Annotated in this window: 15 protein-coding genes; 7 read left to right on the forward strand and 8 right to left on the reverse strand. The window is 66.6% G+C overall.

Annotation, left to right across the window (positions count from 1 at the left end):
• The first annotated feature begins 89 nt into the window (after positions 1-89).
• Together C8C94_RS17075 and C8C94_RS17080 are read left to right on the forward strand one after the other, a co-directional pair.
• Positions 90-1,325 carry a helix-turn-helix domain-containing protein gene (locus C8C94_RS17075; RefSeq protein WP_121421552.1) on the forward strand — a complete coding sequence of 412 codons (1,236 nt, stop codon included), beginning with the start codon at positions 90-92 and terminating at the stop codon, positions 1,323-1,325.
• 120 nt (positions 1,326-1,445) lie between these two features.
• The gene (locus tag C8C94_RS17080; protein ID WP_121422929.1) at positions 1,446-2,132 is read left to right on the forward strand and encodes a hypothetical protein; all 687 of its coding nucleotides are present in this window, start codon (positions 1,446-1,448) and stop codon (positions 2,130-2,132) included.
• A gap of 40 nt (positions 2,133-2,172) precedes the next feature.
• Here the strand turns inward: C8C94_RS17080 and C8C94_RS17085 are convergent, their stop codons facing one another.
• Positions 2,173-2,562 carry a VOC family protein gene (locus C8C94_RS17085; RefSeq protein ID WP_055401124.1) on the reverse strand — a complete coding sequence of 130 codons (390 nt, stop codon included), beginning with the start codon at positions 2,560-2,562 and terminating at the stop codon, positions 2,173-2,175.
• A 172-nt stretch (positions 2,563-2,734) separates the two neighbouring features.
• Here C8C94_RS17085 and C8C94_RS17090 point away from each other — a divergent pair, with 172 nt between their 5' ends.
• Positions 2,735-3,334, forward strand: coding sequence for a flavin reductase family protein (locus tag C8C94_RS17090; RefSeq protein WP_121422930.1), 600 nt, complete (start codon positions 2,735-2,737; stop codon positions 3,332-3,334).
• Positions 3,335-3,366: 32 nt separating this feature from the next.
• On the opposite strand, the gene C8C94_RS17095 is transcribed toward C8C94_RS17090, so the two are convergent.
• The 3 genes from C8C94_RS17095 to C8C94_RS17105 all read right to left on the reverse strand — a co-directional run bounded on the left by C8C94_RS17095 (position 3,367) and on the right by C8C94_RS17105 (position 6,332).
• A complete protein-coding gene (locus C8C94_RS17095; RefSeq protein WP_055400741.1) occupies positions 3,367-3,708 on the reverse strand; it encodes a DUF1330 domain-containing protein in 342 nt (113 codons plus the stop codon).
• A gap of 188 nt (positions 3,709-3,896) precedes the next feature.
• Complete coding sequence (locus tag C8C94_RS17100; RefSeq protein WP_121422931.1) at positions 3,897-5,306, reverse strand: DUF2130 domain-containing protein; 1,410 nt, start codon at positions 5,304-5,306, stop codon at positions 3,897-3,899.
• A gap of 105 nt (positions 5,307-5,411) precedes the next feature.
• Complete coding sequence (locus C8C94_RS17105) at positions 5,412-6,332, reverse strand: LysR family transcriptional regulator (RefSeq protein WP_121422932.1); 921 nt, start codon at positions 6,330-6,332, stop codon at positions 5,412-5,414.
• Between the two features lie 116 nt (positions 6,333-6,448).
• On the opposite strand from C8C94_RS17105, the gene C8C94_RS17110 reads away from it, so the two are divergent.
• From C8C94_RS17110 to C8C94_RS17120, 3 genes are all read left to right on the forward strand, one after another.
• A complete protein-coding gene (locus C8C94_RS17110) occupies positions 6,449-7,285 on the forward strand; it encodes a pirin family protein (RefSeq protein WP_121421553.1) in 837 nt (278 codons plus the stop codon).
• Positions 7,286-7,367: 82 nt separating this feature from the next.
• Positions 7,368-8,012, forward strand: coding sequence for an NADPH-dependent F420 reductase (locus tag C8C94_RS17115; RefSeq protein ID WP_121421554.1), 645 nt, complete (start codon positions 7,368-7,370; stop codon positions 8,010-8,012).
• Positions 8,013-8,330: 318 nt separating this feature from the next.
• Positions 8,331-9,686, forward strand: a complete 1,356-nt coding sequence (locus C8C94_RS17120) for an MFS transporter (RefSeq protein ID WP_121421555.1) — start codon at positions 8,331-8,333, stop codon at positions 9,684-9,686.
• A 782-nt stretch (positions 9,687-10,468) separates the two neighbouring features.
• Here the strand turns inward: C8C94_RS17120 and C8C94_RS17125 are convergent.
• Positions 10,469-11,227 (reverse strand): tyrosine-protein phosphatase, encoded by a 759-nt coding sequence (locus C8C94_RS17125; RefSeq protein ID WP_121421556.1) that lies wholly within the window; start codon positions 11,225-11,227, stop codon positions 10,469-10,471.
• Between the two features lie 127 nt (positions 11,228-11,354).
• Between C8C94_RS17125 and C8C94_RS17130 the strand changes: the two genes are divergently transcribed.
• Complete coding sequence (locus tag C8C94_RS17130) at positions 11,355-12,197, forward strand: helix-turn-helix domain-containing protein (RefSeq protein WP_233573498.1); 843 nt, start codon at positions 11,355-11,357, stop codon at positions 12,195-12,197.
• Here the strand turns inward: C8C94_RS17130 and C8C94_RS17135 are convergent.
• From C8C94_RS17135 to C8C94_RS17145, 3 genes are all read right to left on the reverse strand, one after another.
• A complete protein-coding gene (locus C8C94_RS17135) occupies positions 12,158-12,496 on the reverse strand; it encodes a DUF2834 domain-containing protein (protein ID WP_121421558.1) in 339 nt (112 codons plus the stop codon). The two genes, C8C94_RS17130 and C8C94_RS17135, sit on opposite strands and share 40 nt — an antisense overlap.
• Positions 12,497-12,645: 149 nt before the next feature.
• A complete protein-coding gene (locus tag C8C94_RS17140; protein ID WP_121421559.1) occupies positions 12,646-12,996 on the reverse strand; it encodes a DUF4124 domain-containing protein in 351 nt (116 codons plus the stop codon).
• 71 nt (positions 12,997-13,067) lie between these two features.
• Complete coding sequence (locus C8C94_RS17145; protein WP_233573499.1) at positions 13,068-13,670, reverse strand: YbhB/YbcL family Raf kinase inhibitor-like protein; 603 nt, start codon at positions 13,668-13,670, stop codon at positions 13,068-13,070.
• Positions 13,671-13,716 lie beyond the last annotated feature (46 nt).

The following is a 13,716-nucleotide window of genomic DNA, read 5'->3' on the forward strand; positions in this document are numbered from 1 at the left end:
CACCCATGGTGCGACCGTGCGAAGCGTCCAAGTATCCACCACGTGTTCTCACACACCATCCCAAAGGCACGCTGCGTTAGTCTGTCGCCATGGATTCGCTGATCTCCGCCGCCGCCCGCGCGCTGGCCGCAGGCGACGCCCTGGCCGCCCTGCAGCGCGTGGCCCTGCGCGACGACCCACCGGCCCTGGCCCTGCGCGGCATTGCCATGGCCCAGCTGGGCGAGCACCCGCGCGCCCGCGATCTGCTGCGCCGCGCCGCACGCAGCTTTGGCACGCACGAGCCCGTGGCCCGCGCCCGCTGTGTGGTGGCCGAGGCTGAGGTGGCCCTGGCCCAGCGCGACCTGGGCGGGCGAGCGCAGGCGCTGATGTCGGCAGGGGCTACGCTGCAGGCCCACGGCGACATCGCCAATGCGCTGCAGGCACGGTTGGTGGCAGCGCGCACGCTGATCCTGCTGGGCAAGCTGGACGAAGCATCGGCTGCGCTGGCAGGCGCTCCCACCACCGACGCCACAACGCGACTGCCCCCTTCCCTTGTCGCGGTGGCCGAACTTGCCGCCGCAGAGCTGGCCCTGCGGTCACTGCACATCGGCGCAGCACGCACCGCCCTGCAACGCGCGCAACAGGCTGCCGCCCAATCCGGCGTGCCCGCGCTGCTGACCGAGGTGGCGCAGGCCCATGCGTTGCTCGAACAGCCCGCTGCGCGCTGCCTTGCGAACGGCGCCGAGCACACGCTGCGGCTGGACGACGTGGCCGCGCTGCTGGCGTCCCCCGCGCTGTGGGTCGTGGACGCCTGTCGCCACGGCGTGCGCGCGGGCGAGGTGTGGCACCCGCTGGCACGCCGCCCTGTGCTGTTTGCGCTGGTGCGCGCGCTGGCTACCGCGTGGCCGGGCGGCGTGGACCGCGAAGCCTTGATCGCCAACGTGTTCCGCACCCGCCACCCCGACGAAACCCACCGCGCCCGCCTGCGGGTGGAAATCGGCCGCCTGCGCGCCCTCATCGCTCCGCTGGCCGGGGTGGAGGCCACGCCGCGCGGCTTTGTGCTCCGGCCCCACGGCGGACGCACTGTGGCCGTGCTGGCCCCGCCGGTGGAGGGCGAGCAGGGCGCGCTGGTGGCGCTGCTGGCCGACGGTGCGGCATGGTCCACATCCGCCCTGGCGCTGGCCCTGGGCGACAGCCAGCGCACCGTGCAGCGCGCGCTGGCTGAACTGGAAGCTACCGGCCGCGTGCGCGCCATCGGCCAGGCGCGCGCACGCCGCTGGCTGGCCGCGCCCCTGGTGGGATTCACGACGATCTTGTTACTCCCCACCGCGCAGCCGATTGCCTAAAGTGGCTTCACCGCCCAACGCACAGCGCCCTTGCCGTGCACCGGGTACCTACCCTTAGGAGCTACCGAGATGACCACAGCCACCCCTACCGCCACCCACGACACCGCCTGCGGCAGCGACATGGCGGGCACCCCGCCGTCCACCAAAAACCCGCCCATTGCGGCCCGCCAACCCGCCGAGGTCGTGCGCGAATACGGCCCCTTTGGCGGCGCCAGCACCATCCACGGCGTGACGCACGATGGCCAGCGGGTGTGGGCCGCCACGGGCGAACACCTGGTGGGTTTTGACCCGGCCAGCGGCGCCACCACCCGCACGCTCAACGTGGTATGCGACGCAGGCACCGCGTTTGACGGCACGCACCTGTACCAGATCGCCGAATCACGCATCGACAAGATCGACCCCGCCACGGGCCGGGTAGTGGCCACCATCCCCGCACCGGGCGGCGGCAACGATTCAGGCCTGACCTGGGCCGAAGGCAGCCTGTGGGTAGGCCAGTACCGTGACCGCAAGATCCACCAGATCGACCCGGCCACAGGTGCGATCCGCCGCACCATCGAATCCAACCGGTTTGTGACCGGTGTGACCTGGGTGGACGGCGAGTTGTGGCACGGCACCTGGGAGGGCGAAGAAAGCACTCTGCGCCACATCGACCCCACGAGCGGCGCCGTGCTGCAGCAGCTCGATATGCCGCAAGGCGTGGGTGTGAGCGGGCTCGAATCGGATGGGGCCGGGCTGTTCTACTGCGGTGGTGGCGGCAGCGGCAAGGTGCGCGCCGTGCGTCGGCCCGGCGCACACACGCCCGCTTGAAGATCAGAAAACCGATGCGCTGAGCCGGTCGGCCCGGCCGTCACGCCGCTGGCTTGGGTGGGCGGTGCAACGCGCAGATCTTGTTGCCGTCCGGGTCGCGCAGGTATGCCAGGTAGAGCTTGCCGCCAGGGCCTTCGCGGTAGCCCGGTGGGTCTTCGCAGGTGGTGCCACCGTTGGCCACACCGGCCGCGTGGAACGCATCGGCCTGCTCGGGCGACTGCATGGCAAAGCCGATGGTGCCGCCATTGGCAAAGGTGGCGGGCTCGCCATTGATGGGGGTGCTGATGCAGAAGGTGCCGGTGGGGCCCCGGTAGAAATACCGGTTTTTGTTGGCGACACCCGGGGGCACACCGATGGTGCCGAGCAGCGCGTCGTAGAACTTCCGGGACACCTCCAGATCGTTCACACCGACCATCACATGACTGAACATAGCTTCTTGTCTCCGTAGTGCCCCGGGGGGCGGTGGTTGATAGGCCCGGGGATGTTACCGGCCCTGCACCCACCCGGCGCGCACGCTGGCGACACGGCCACACACGGCAGTCTGGTTTCAGATCAAAATGCCATCTACCGCTTATCCAAAATGCGCCACCAGCTATGAAATCATGAGCAACCCCGGACCACAACATTCGCCCCTGAGCCCCCACATCGCCCCCGTCCCCCTCGACAAAGCCTACCGCCTGCTCAACCACGGCCCCACGGTGCTGGTGTCGGCAGAGCATGCGGGCCAGCACAACGTGATGGCTGCATCGTGGGCCTGTGCACTGGACTTTGCACCGCCCAAGGTGACGGTGGTGCTCGACAAAGCGACACGCACGCGCGAGCTGGTGGAAGCCAGCGGCGAGTTCGCATTGCAGTTGCCCACCCTGCCCATGGCGGCGATGACCGTAGCCCTTGGCACCGACAGCGCCAAGACCCACGCCCACAAACTGCAGCAGCACGGCGTGGAGCTGTTCCACGCCCCTGGCCATGCCACCCCGCTGGTACAGGGCTGCGCCGCCTGGCTGCTATGCCGCGTCATCCCCGAGCCCCACAACCAGCAGACCTACGACCTGTTCATCGGCGAGGTGGTGGCCGCCTGGGCGGACGAGCGCGTGTTCCACCACGGGCACTGGGAGTTCGACACCGCGCCCGATGCGCTGCGCACGCTGCATTACGTGGCGGGTGGGCAGTTTTATGCGACGGGGGCGTCGGTGACGGTGTAGCCCCGGGCCCGTGTCTGTGCCCGGAGGAGCATTCAGGCCTTGACTCCCAGCTTGGCCAGCAAGGACTCTGCGCGGTAGTTCGGTTCCGCCACCCCATCCAGCAGAAACACCGTGGATTGCGCGTGCTGCGCACGCAGTGGAATCAGCTCGGCATAGGCTGGCGATTCGTACCAGGCACGCGCCTGCTCCATGGCCGGGAAGCTGATGATGATGCAGTCCCCATCGAACACGCCTTCCTTGACCTCTGCCCGGGTGCCATGCACGAGGAAGGCCCCGCCATAAGGCGTGAGGGTCGCGTCGATGCGCTGCAGGTAGGTGACGATATCGGGGCCGAATTGCAGATTGCTCAACAGGCCAACGGCATAGGCAGACATAACTGGGGCTCCTTTCTGGTCTCTCAGTGAGTTGGTTGGCTGCGGTTTCGGTGTGCATGCACAGACGCAGCGCGCGTCTTCAATGCCGCTTTACGCTGGCAACCGACCCGCGAGGACCACTGTAGAAAAAGGCGCTCCGCTTGGCGATTACCTCAGAGGTCAAGGTTTGGCGCCACGATGCTCTTGCATCACTCCCCGTCCAAAAGCCCCACCTGCTTGAGCTCTGCAAACTTGGCCGCCATCGTCGGGTTGCCGCGGGTCAGCTTCTTGATCGTGAGGTCTTCTGCCTTGTCGTTGGCCAGGCGCAAATTGTTGGCCGACTTGTGCAGCGCCTCCTTGGTCTTCTCCAGGTCCTTGATGGCCTCGTCAATGCGCCGCACGGCCTCCTCAAACCCGTCTGACGCCAGGCGCCAGTTGCGCCCAAACGCGCCCTTGAACTCCTCCAGCTGCGATTCGAACTTGGTGATGTCCAGGTTCTGCGCCTTCACCAGCGCCAGCTCCGACTTGTACTGCAGCGACTTCATCGCAGCGTTGCGCAGCAGCGTGATGATGGGGATGAAGAACTGCGGCCGCACCACGTACATCTTGGGATAGCGGTAGAACATGTCCACGATGCCGGTGTTGTACAGCTCGCTTTCGGGCTCCAGCAGCGACACCAGCACCGCGTACTCGCAGCCCTTTTCATTGCGGTCCTTGTCCAGCTCTTTCAAGAAATCTTCGTTGCGCTTCTTGGTGGCGGTCTCGTCGCTCTCGTTCTTCATCTCAAACATGATCGAAACGATCTCGTTGCCCGCCTCGTCCGCATCGCGAAAGATGTAGTCGCCCTTGCTGCCGCTGCGTGCGTCGTTGTCCTTCTCGAAATACGCACGGGGGAATGCCGTGGCGCGGATGCGGTTGAACTCCGTCTCGCAGTGCTGCTCCAGCGTCTCGCCCACCATCTTGGTCGACAGGCGTGCCTTCATGTCCCGCAGCCGCGCAATCTCGCCGTCACGGTCGCGCAGCTGCAGGGCGAACTGCTCCTTAATGGCGGCCTCCTCCAGCTGCTTTTTCACCACCACCAGGTTCAGGTCGTTCTTGAGTTCATCGCGCTCCCGCGCCACTACCGTGACTGCCTCGGTCACCGCCAGCCTGCGCACTACCTCGCCTGCTTCCAGCTGCGATTTCAGCTGCTGAATCTCCGCGTCCTTTTGGGCAGCCACACCTTGCAGCTCCTGCGCCAGCCGGGCTTGTGCCAACTGGTCCGCTGCCTGCTGCGCCTGCCGCGCACGCTCCAGTTCATTGGCCAGCGCATCGCGCTGCTTTTCTACCGCGCTCAGGGCGTGCGCCACCGCCAGGTCGCGCTCCACCGCGCCTGCATCCAACTGCGCCTTCAGAGCTTGGATCTGTGCATCCTTGGCGGCTGCCGCCTTCTGCAGCTCATTGGCCACCTGGGCCTGCGCCAGCGCCACCGCATTGCGCTTGTCCTGCTCGGCCAGCTCCAGCCGCTCGTGCAACTGCGCATGGAAATCTGCGTCGCGCACCTGCTTGAGGATGTCGGCGTAGCCGGTCTCGTCCACCTTGAAGGCCTTGTTGCAGTGGGGGCAGATGATGTCGTGCATGGCGGTCACCGTGTGTCGTGTTGCGTTGGTGGGGGAGCATAGCGGGCAGGAGCATGAGCGGATTCATGCTGCATCAGCCGAAAGTCTGCGGCGGCAGTTCCTGCATCAGCCGCAAGTCTGCGGCGGCAGTTCCTGCATCGCGCCCATCTTGCCGATCACCAGGTCCATGAAGGCAGACACCGCCAAGGGCAGGTAGCGCCGGCTGGGGTACACCATGTGCACGCCGTGGCCCTGCCGGTGGTACTGCGGGAGCACGGGCACCAGCAGGCCAGCGCGCAGATCGCGCTGGGTTAGCGTGGAGGGCAGCAGTGCAATGCCCAGGCCCGCCAGCGCGGCCTTGCGCAAGGCCTGCGCCGTGTTGCCACTGAAACGGCCCGCCACCTGCACCTCGGCCTGCGCTCCATCCGGTCCTGTCACGCGCCAGGTGGCCTTGCCGCTGGGGTGGCTGAACACCAGGCAGTCGTGGCCTGCCAGGTCTTGCAGCGTGTCCGGCACGCCCTGGCGGGCCACGTAGGCCGGGCTGGCCACCAGGCCGTCGTTGCCCGCATCCAGCACCTTGCGGGCAAAGAGGCTTGAGTCCTCCAGGATGCCGCCCCGAAGGGCCACATCAATCCGGTCTGTAATCAGGTCGGCGCGCCCGTCGCTCAGTACAAAGTCCACCCGCACCTTGGGGTGGGCTGCCAGAAACTCGGTCAGCCACTCCATCGCAAAGAAATCAAAAAAATCGGCCGGTGCCGCCACCCGCACCAGGCCACTGGGCTCCCGGTTCACCGCCAGCAACTCCTCGCCCGCATCCATCAGCCCCTCTACCGCGCCACTGCAGCGCTCCAGAAACACCTGGCCCGCGCTGGTAAGCGTGAGATGGCGGGTAGAGCGCTGCATCAGCCGGGTGCCCAGCTGCGCTTCCAGCTGCTGCACCCGGCGGCTCAGGGTGTTGGGCGGCACGCCCAGGCGGCGCGCAGCCTCGGCAAAGCTGCCACAGCGCACCACCTGCACAAAGATGGCCACGTCGTTCAGATCCAGCATGGTCGTGCTCATTCATTCAATTAATGGACGAGTTCAATCATATTGCACCATCTAGTCAATCAATCGATGAATTTTTAAGCTACAGGCATCAGTTCAACACCTCCAAGGTTCTCTTGATGTCTGCACCCGCCACAGCCCCCCGCGCCATCGCCCACCGCACCCGTGGCACCGCGCACGGCCCCATCACCCGTCTCATGAGCCCCGGGGACCTGGGCCAGGTGCTCAAGCCCTTCATCTTTTTGGACCTGGTCCACTTTCAGCCCGGCGCCGCGCAGCAGGGCTTTGGCATGCACCCGCACTCGGGCATCGCCACCGTCACGTTCTTGTCAGAAGGCGATGTGCGCTACGAAGACAGCACCGGCCAAGCGGGCCTGCTGCCTGCGGGCGGTGTGGAATGGATGCGGGCGGGCAACGGCGTATGGCACACCGGCGCCCCCGTGGGCGACACACCGGGCCGGGGCTTTCAGCTGTGGGTGGCCCTGCCCGCCGCGCTGGAAAACGCCCCCGCCCAGAGCCAGTACCTCGCCCCCGGGCTGGTGCCCCAGGTCGGCCCGGTGCGTGTGCTGCTGGGCGAGTACGGCGCAGCGCACAGCCCGGTGGCGGCGCCCGAGGGCATGACCTATCTGGCCGTGCAGTTGGCCCAGGGTGAGCGCTGGACCTACACCCCGCCCCCCGGCCACACCGTGGCATGGGCAGCAGTGGCCACCGGCGCGCTGACGGCAGGCGAAGCCATTGACGCTGGCGAGCTGGTGGCGTTTGAGCCCAGCAGCCAGGGCATCGACTTTGTGGCCCCCCAGGCCACCAGCTTTGTGCTGGGCTCTGCCGTGCCACACCCGCACGACCTTGTCATGGGCCGCTACTCGGTGCACACCAGCCCGGCCGCACTGGCACAGGGCGCCACAGAAATCCGGCGCATTGCCACGCAACTGCGCCAGGCCGGGCGGCTCGGGTAGTCGTCTAGCCCTTCCATCACGCTTTCTCACCTCACCCCTTCCACCTCACTTCAACCCACTTCATTTCAACAAGGAAAACATCATGAACATCGGCATCATCGGTTCTGGCGCTCTCGGCTCCAACGTGGCCCGCGCATTGGCCAACAAGGGCCTGTCGGCCACCCTCTCCACCCGGCGCGGTCCGGAATCTTTGGCCCCGCTGGTGGCCGAACTGGGCCCCACCATCAAGGCGGGCACCGTGGCAGAGGCCGCAGCCGCAGACATCGTGCTCATCGCCGTGCGCTGGGAAGACCTGGGCCAGGCCCTGGGCCCCCTGCCCGCCTGGAACGGCCGCATCGTCATCGACGGCACCAACCCCGTGGCATTTCTGGACCCCAACTCGCCCGACGCCCAAGACCCCACCAACCCGCTGGCGGCCTACGGCATCAAGGCCATCGACCTGGGCGGGCGCTCGTCCAGCGAAGTGTTCAGCGAATTCGTGCCCGGCGCCCGCGTGGTCAAGGCGTTCAACCACCTGGATGTGAACGTGCTGGCCCAGCCCCAAGTGTCTGGCGGCCAGCGCGCCATGTTCTACGCAGGCGACGATGCCGCAGCCAAGGCCGAAGTGCGCAAGGTGCTGGACGCCATCGGCTACTTTCCGGTGGACCTGGGCACGCTGGCGGTGGGCGGGCGTTTGTCGGAGCTGCCGTTTGGCGCGTTGTCGAGCACGCAGTTCATCAAGATTTGAGCGGGGTGCCTGCCCAGGCACTTTCAGGGCCCCAGGTGCACCTTGTCTAGCCCAAGGTACCTGGGGTCTAGGCATTTATTGCAAGCGCTGGTCACCGCCGAATTGGTATCCATGGAGGAGGTGTCGGGGCAGACTCCCTCAGCCCCGTGGGTGTGGCGCTGTGAGACTTGGGTTTTGGATCGCTGGATGACAACACGCTGGAGATGGCGCTGACCGCGATGGACACTGAATACCAGCGGGAAGATGATCGGGATCATTGGCCATGTGGATGCGTTGACGGAGCGGCGTCATGCGCAGATCAGGGTTAAATTGCACCGCATGCCTACCACCCCTGCTTCTGCACACATCGCCGCCCCGGCATCCCTCATCGATTCACCCCAAGCCGCCTGGCGACTGCTGACCACCCTAGGCCTCGTGGTGCTGGGCAACAGCAGCATGTATGTGGTGTCGGTGGTGCTGCCGGCCGTGCAGGCCGAGTTCGGCGTGGGCCGCGCGGATGCATCCCTGCCCTACACGCTGATGATGGTGTGCCTGGGGCTGGGCGGGCTGTGGACGGGGCGGATGGCCGACCGGCATGGGCTGATGCCGGTGCTGTGCGTGGGGGCGGTGGCGGTATGTGGCGGCTTTGTGTGGGCGGGGCTGTCGGGCAGCATCTGGATCTTTGGGCTGGCGCATGGGTTGATGGGGCTGGTGGGCAGCTCGGCCACGTTTGCGCCGTTGATGGCCGACACGGCGCTGTGGTGGAACAAGCGGCGGGGCATTGCGGTGGCTATTTGCGCCAGCGGCAACTACATTGCCGGTGCGCTGTGGCCGCCCATCGTGCAGCACGGCATCGAAGCCATTGGCTGGCGCCATACCTATGTGCTGATGGGGCTGGTGTGTGGCGCGGGCATGCTGCTGCTGGCGCTGCGCATGCGCCAGCGGGCGCCGATGGTGCTAATGGATGCTGCGGCCGTGGTGCCTGCGTCGTCGTCACCTTCGGCAGGGGGTGCTGCACTGGGTGCTGCTGCTTCACCAGCGACTGCGTCCGCACCTTTGGTTCCCTTGGCACTGGACCGCAGCCGCCCGTTTGGCTTGCGCCCGGTACACGCGCAGTTGCTGCTGTGCGTGGCGGGCGTGGCGTGCTGTGTGGCCATGGCGATGCCGCAGGTGCACATCGTGGCCTATTGCACCGACCTGGGTTTTGGCGCGGCGCGGGGGGCCGAGATGCTGTCGCTGATGCTGGCGTGCGGCATTGTCAGCCGCCTGGTGTCGGGCGTGATCTGCGACCGCATTGGCGGCGTGCGCACGCTGCTGCTGGGGTCGGCGTTGCAGGGGGTGGGGCTGATGCTGTTTTTGCCGTTTGACGGGCTGGTGCCGCTGTATGTGATCTCGGCGATGTTCGGGCTGTTCCAGGGCGGCATCGTGCCTGCGTACGCCATCATCATCCGCGAGTATTTCGCGCCGCAAGAGGCGGGCGCCCGGGTGGGCGCGGTGATCATGGCCACGCTGATCGGCATGGCGCTGGGGGGCTGGATGTCGGGCTGGATTTTTGACGTGACGGGCAGCTACCAGGCGGCGTTCATCAACGGCATGGGGTGGAACCTGCTGAACCTGTCGATCATGGGCTGGCTGTACTGGCGGGTGCGGCGCCAGGGCGCGACTGGGGGACGGATGCAGCCCAGTGCGGGGTGAGTGTGGCGGGCGCTAGTGTGGTGTTGCACGCTTGACGGCACATTGAAAACCGATGGATTTTTGGTCAGGGCAAGGCGCAAACCACAGCGATACCCGTAGGTATCGCGCGGATTTGCAACGCAACCCTGGCCGAAAAGACGCGGTTTTAAGTGCCGGATAGCGTGCAACACCGCACTAGGGGCTTGCTGGCCCTGCGCCGCCTTCATTTCGTTGAGAATTTTGATCAAATAGGCCTCTAGCGCTTGGTAGTCAAGCGCCAGCAGCTATTGATTTATGAGCAATTGAGCGCTGCAGCATTCGCTCAACAGGCCCCGGCAGGTGCAACCCGATTTTTTTATCGGCCTGCACCTGCCGGGGCCCCACGGGACCGCAGTAGCAGCTGCGGTCCCTGAGCAGGTCGTCGTTGCCTTCGACCCTGTGTTCGGGCTGCTCAGCAAGGCGTTTCTCACCAGGCTGCATGCCTTCATCCCGAAGGTATGCGCCCGGTGCTAGTAGCAACCCTGTCTGTCGCCTTTGCTGTCAGCCTCTCCTCCCTGTTCCCGCCCTTGTGTGCATTTGTTACTTGACTGTAGGGGGTGAGGGAGCGCGGCACAACCTGCGAAAGTTGGTAGGTACGGCGGGCTGTGCGGGGCGAGAGTACGGCAAAAAGAATCAGCCAACATGGCTCTATCGCCTTGCTGTATTGCATTGGCAGCTTCTGCTTTGATAGCAAACGGAATTTGCACGGCACAAACCCACGTACAGGGTGCCGCGCGATTCTTCGAGGTCTTGATGCGAATTGGCTACACCGCCGCCTGCAGATAGCGCCCCGCCAGCTCTGTCTGCGCGGCGGCGTCCACGCCCAGCACGTCCACCAGATACGGCTGCAGGCCGCCAAACTCGGTGTCTACCTTGTGCAGGGCGGCGTCCAGAAATTCTTCTTGCACGCGCCACAGCACGGCCAGCACTTCCTCGGGCGCGTGGCTGCCCATGCCTTCGGGGCGGCGGTAGAGGGTGTTGGTGAGCAGGTAGTCGTGCATGACCACGTCGCGCGGCACGCCCAGGGTGAGCAGGATGAGGGCGGCGGCAAAGCCGGTGCGGTCTTTGCCAGCGGTGCAGTGGAAGACGGTGGGGGTGTCGCTGGCCAGCAGCAGCTTGAACAGTTCGGCAAAGCGCGGGGCGTTGTCGTGCACAAAGCCGCGGTAGGTGTCTTGCATGAGCCCCACGGCGTCTTGCGCGGTGAGCTGGCGGCCGGTGCGTTGCAGGTCGAGCGCGCGCTGCACCACGGTGGGCTCGATGGCGAGCGGGTGGTAGGCGATGCCGGGCAGCGCGTAGGCATAGGCAGCGCTTTCGGCCTTGCCGCGAAAGTCCACTGCGCGGGCCACGCCCAGTTGGGCCAGCAGGGCCTGGTCCTCGGGGGTCAGGGCGGCGAGGTGGTCCGAGCGAAAGATGCGCCGCCACTTCACGGGCCGCCCGCCCTGGCCGGTGTAGCCGCCCAGGTCCCGAAAGTTGGTGGCGCCTGCGAGGGGGAGGGATCGGGTGGGGGCTTGCTCTTGCTGCATGGTGCGGGCGGGGAATGTGGTGGGTGGGGGTGTTGAAGCAACAAGGATAGTCGGGCGGTGCGGCAGGCGCATGTCGCACGGGTGGCTGGAGGAATGCATGGGGTGCGACCGTGTGCAGAATCCAGGCATGCAGCGTTTTGTGCCCGTGCCCTCTGATTTGCAGCCCTGGCTGATGGCGGGGGTGGTGGTCGACGCCCCGGCGGAGCTGGCGCAGTCGCATTTTCCGGCGATGGTGTCGAGCATGCTGGTGGTGCGGCTGGCCGGGCAGGTGCATTGCCGGGGCGCACTGGTGCCGCCAGCGGCCTGGATCAGCGCCAGCACCACGGCCACGGTGTACGAACACGGTGGGCCGGTGCGGGCCGTGGGGCTGGTGCTGCAGCCTGAAGCCGCGGCGGCGCTGTTTGCCAGCGCACGCGGTTTGGTGAACACGCTGCGGCCGCTGGCAGAACTGGTGGGCCCTGGGTGGACCGAGGTGGAGCACGGCGTGCATGCTGCGCGGGATGATGCCGCGCGGATCGCGGTGCTGTGCCAGTTCGTCCGGCAGCTGGTCGCACCGCCGTCACCGTGTGAAGCACGGCGACTGCAAGCCCTGGCCCTCTTGCAGGCGGCCCACGACGATGCCCCAGGCGCGGATCAGCACATGGGCCTGAGCCAGCGGCAGTTTGAACGACGCTTTGTGGCGCACTGGGGCATGGCGCCCAAGCAGTTTCAGGTGATTGCGCGGCTGAACAGCACGCTGGGCAACGCCCTCGCCACGCCCGGCGGCACGGTGGTGGACCTGGCGGCCGACCAGGGCTACTACGACCAGTCGCACATGGCGCGCGATGTGCGCAGGCTGGCGGGCCACCCGCTGCAGGCCCTGGTGCAGGGCACGCGCAGCCCGCTGACCGCACACTGGCCCTTGCAGATTGGGGCACAGACCCTACCGAATCAACCTGCCCCACCCTTGGAGCCCACGCGCAAGCGCTGAGCCAGGTACAGCGGCATCACAAACGCGAGGCCAATGCCAAAGCAGGCCGCGATGTAAGCCCAGCGCCACGCGCCCAGGCTGCGGTCTGCCGCCACCCAGGCGGAGAACGCCACGGCGGCCAGGTACACGTCGCAGGTGATGCCGGTGGTCAATGCATTGGCAAAGGCATCGCGCCAGAAAACGTCGGGCATCACGCTGCCACCCGCCAAAAAATACACGGTGTTGAAGTACCAAGGGACGGCCAGACCCAGAAGGGCCAGCAGAAGAAAAAATGCGCGCAGGCGGGTGTGGTTTTGCATCGGTGCATCTGGCCCTCGAAAGAGAAAGAGAGAGGCCTTGGGTAGTGAATCAATGCACCGATTGAATCCGCGCAGCCCCCTGGCGGGCTAGGAAAAAAACGACATGCCTCGCACCGGCGGACGAGCCGCTGCACGCCATCTTCATGAACTTACTGCGCGCGCGGCAGCGATGTCACAGCGCCATCCACCGGCAGCTCCTGCGTGCCCTTGGGGCAGGGCTGGTCGGTGTAGGTCGTGCGGCCGTCCTTCACGCACTTGCGCGGCTGCAGGGCCACGGGCTCAGACGCTCCACTGTTCGCAGAGCGGGCCTGTGCGGCAGGCTGCTGCTTGCCGGGCGGCAAGGTGTCGGGGCCGGGGCGGGTGATCTTCTTCCAGGCCTGCTCGGTCCATGGCCCGGCGTGGGGCAGCCACTGGTCGGCCGTCCACCATGCGGCGGTTGCGGCAGCCAGCAGCAGTGCGGCCAGGATGGACCAGAGGGTGCGTTCGCGGGTGCTGCGCATGGGGTGGGTCTGTGGTGTGGTGGGTGACCACCAAGCTTAAAACATCACGACGCCCACCCGACCACGCGGTATCACGGCTGCTTGCCTTTGGCCGCAGGGCGCCCGTAGCGCGCCGTGAGCGTGGCCTTGCCCAGGCTGTTGGCGTTGATCATGTAGCCGGCCAGCGCGGCGGTAGCGTCGGCAGGCAGGTCCAGGCGCGGCACCTTGAGCGCGTGCACGGTGAAGATGTAGCGGTGCGGCGCATCGCCTTCGGGCGGGCAGGCCCCACCCCAGGCGGCCACGCCGTAGTCGATGCGCACATGGCTGGCGCCTGCGGGCAGCTTGGCGCCGCCGGCAGCACCCGCGTCGGGCCGAAGCTCGGTGGTGCTGGTGGGGATGTTGACCACCGACCAGTGCCACCAGCCCGAGCCTGTGGGGGCATCGGGGTCGTAGGCGGTGACGGCGAAGCTTTGGGTGCCTGCGGGTGCACCGCTCCAGCGCAGGGCGGGTGATTGGTTGTCGCCCGCACAGCCAAAGCCCTTGAACTCGAAGCGCTGGGGCAGTGTGCTGCCTTCGGCAAAGTCGGGGCTGGTGAGCGCGAAGGCCTGGGCGTGGGCGGCAGGGGCCAAGCCGATGGTAGCGAATGCTGCGATGGCGGCGCCAACGCGAAGGGGGCGTGAAAGTGGGTGGGTCATCTGAAAAGCTCCTTGCAGTAGCGGTGTGAGACAAGGGCTTGATGGT

The organism is Acidovorax sp. 94 (genome assembly GCF_003634645.1).
Classification (GTDB): domain Bacteria; phylum Pseudomonadota; class Gammaproteobacteria; order Burkholderiales; family Burkholderiaceae_C; genus Acidovorax; species Acidovorax facilis.

What these genes read in the sequence shown, in the direction of transcription:
- C8C94_RS17075 (WP_121421552.1), top strand. Translation starts at nt 90, where the DNA reads ATGGATTCGCTGATCTCCGCCGCCGCCCGCGCGCTGGCCGCAGGCGAC.
- C8C94_RS17080 (WP_121422929.1), top strand. Translation starts at nt 1,446, where the DNA reads ATGGCGGGCACCCCGCCGTCCACCAAAAACCCGCCCATTGCGGCCCGC.
- C8C94_RS17085 (WP_055401124.1), bottom strand. Translation starts at nt 2,562, where the DNA reads ATGTTCAGTCATGTGATGGTCGGTGTGAACGATCTGGAGGTGTCCCGG.
- C8C94_RS17090 (WP_121422930.1), top strand. Translation starts at nt 2,735, where the DNA reads ATGAGCAACCCCGGACCACAACATTCGCCCCTGAGCCCCCACATCGCC.
- C8C94_RS17095 (WP_055400741.1), bottom strand. Translation starts at nt 3,708, where the DNA reads ATGTCTGCCTATGCCGTTGGCCTGTTGAGCAATCTGCAATTCGGCCCC.
- C8C94_RS17100 (WP_121422931.1), bottom strand. Translation starts at nt 5,306, where the DNA reads ATGCACGACATCATCTGCCCCCACTGCAACAAGGCCTTCAAGGTGGAC.
- C8C94_RS17105 (WP_121422932.1), bottom strand. Translation starts at nt 6,332, where the DNA reads ATGCTGGATCTGAACGACGTGGCCATCTTTGTGCAGGTGGTGCGCTGT.
- C8C94_RS17110 (WP_121421553.1), top strand. Translation starts at nt 6,449, where the DNA reads ATGTCTGCACCCGCCACAGCCCCCCGCGCCATCGCCCACCGCACCCGT.
- C8C94_RS17115 (WP_121421554.1), top strand. Translation starts at nt 7,368, where the DNA reads ATGAACATCGGCATCATCGGTTCTGGCGCTCTCGGCTCCAACGTGGCC.
- C8C94_RS17120 (WP_121421555.1), top strand. Translation starts at nt 8,331, where the DNA reads ATGCCTACCACCCCTGCTTCTGCACACATCGCCGCCCCGGCATCCCTC.
- C8C94_RS17125 (WP_121421556.1), bottom strand. Translation starts at nt 11,227, where the DNA reads ATGCAGCAAGAGCAAGCCCCCACCCGATCCCTCCCCCTCGCAGGCGCC.
- C8C94_RS17130 (WP_233573498.1), top strand. Translation starts at nt 11,355, where the DNA reads ATGCAGCGTTTTGTGCCCGTGCCCTCTGATTTGCAGCCCTGGCTGATG.
- C8C94_RS17135 (WP_121421558.1), bottom strand. Translation starts at nt 12,496, where the DNA reads ATGCAAAACCACACCCGCCTGCGCGCATTTTTTCTTCTGCTGGCCCTT.
- C8C94_RS17140 (WP_121421559.1), bottom strand. Translation starts at nt 12,996, where the DNA reads ATGCGCAGCACCCGCGAACGCACCCTCTGGTCCATCCTGGCCGCACTG.
- C8C94_RS17145 (WP_233573499.1), bottom strand. Translation starts at nt 13,670, where the DNA reads ATGACCCACCCACTTTCACGCCCCCTTCGCGTTGGCGCCGCCATCGCA.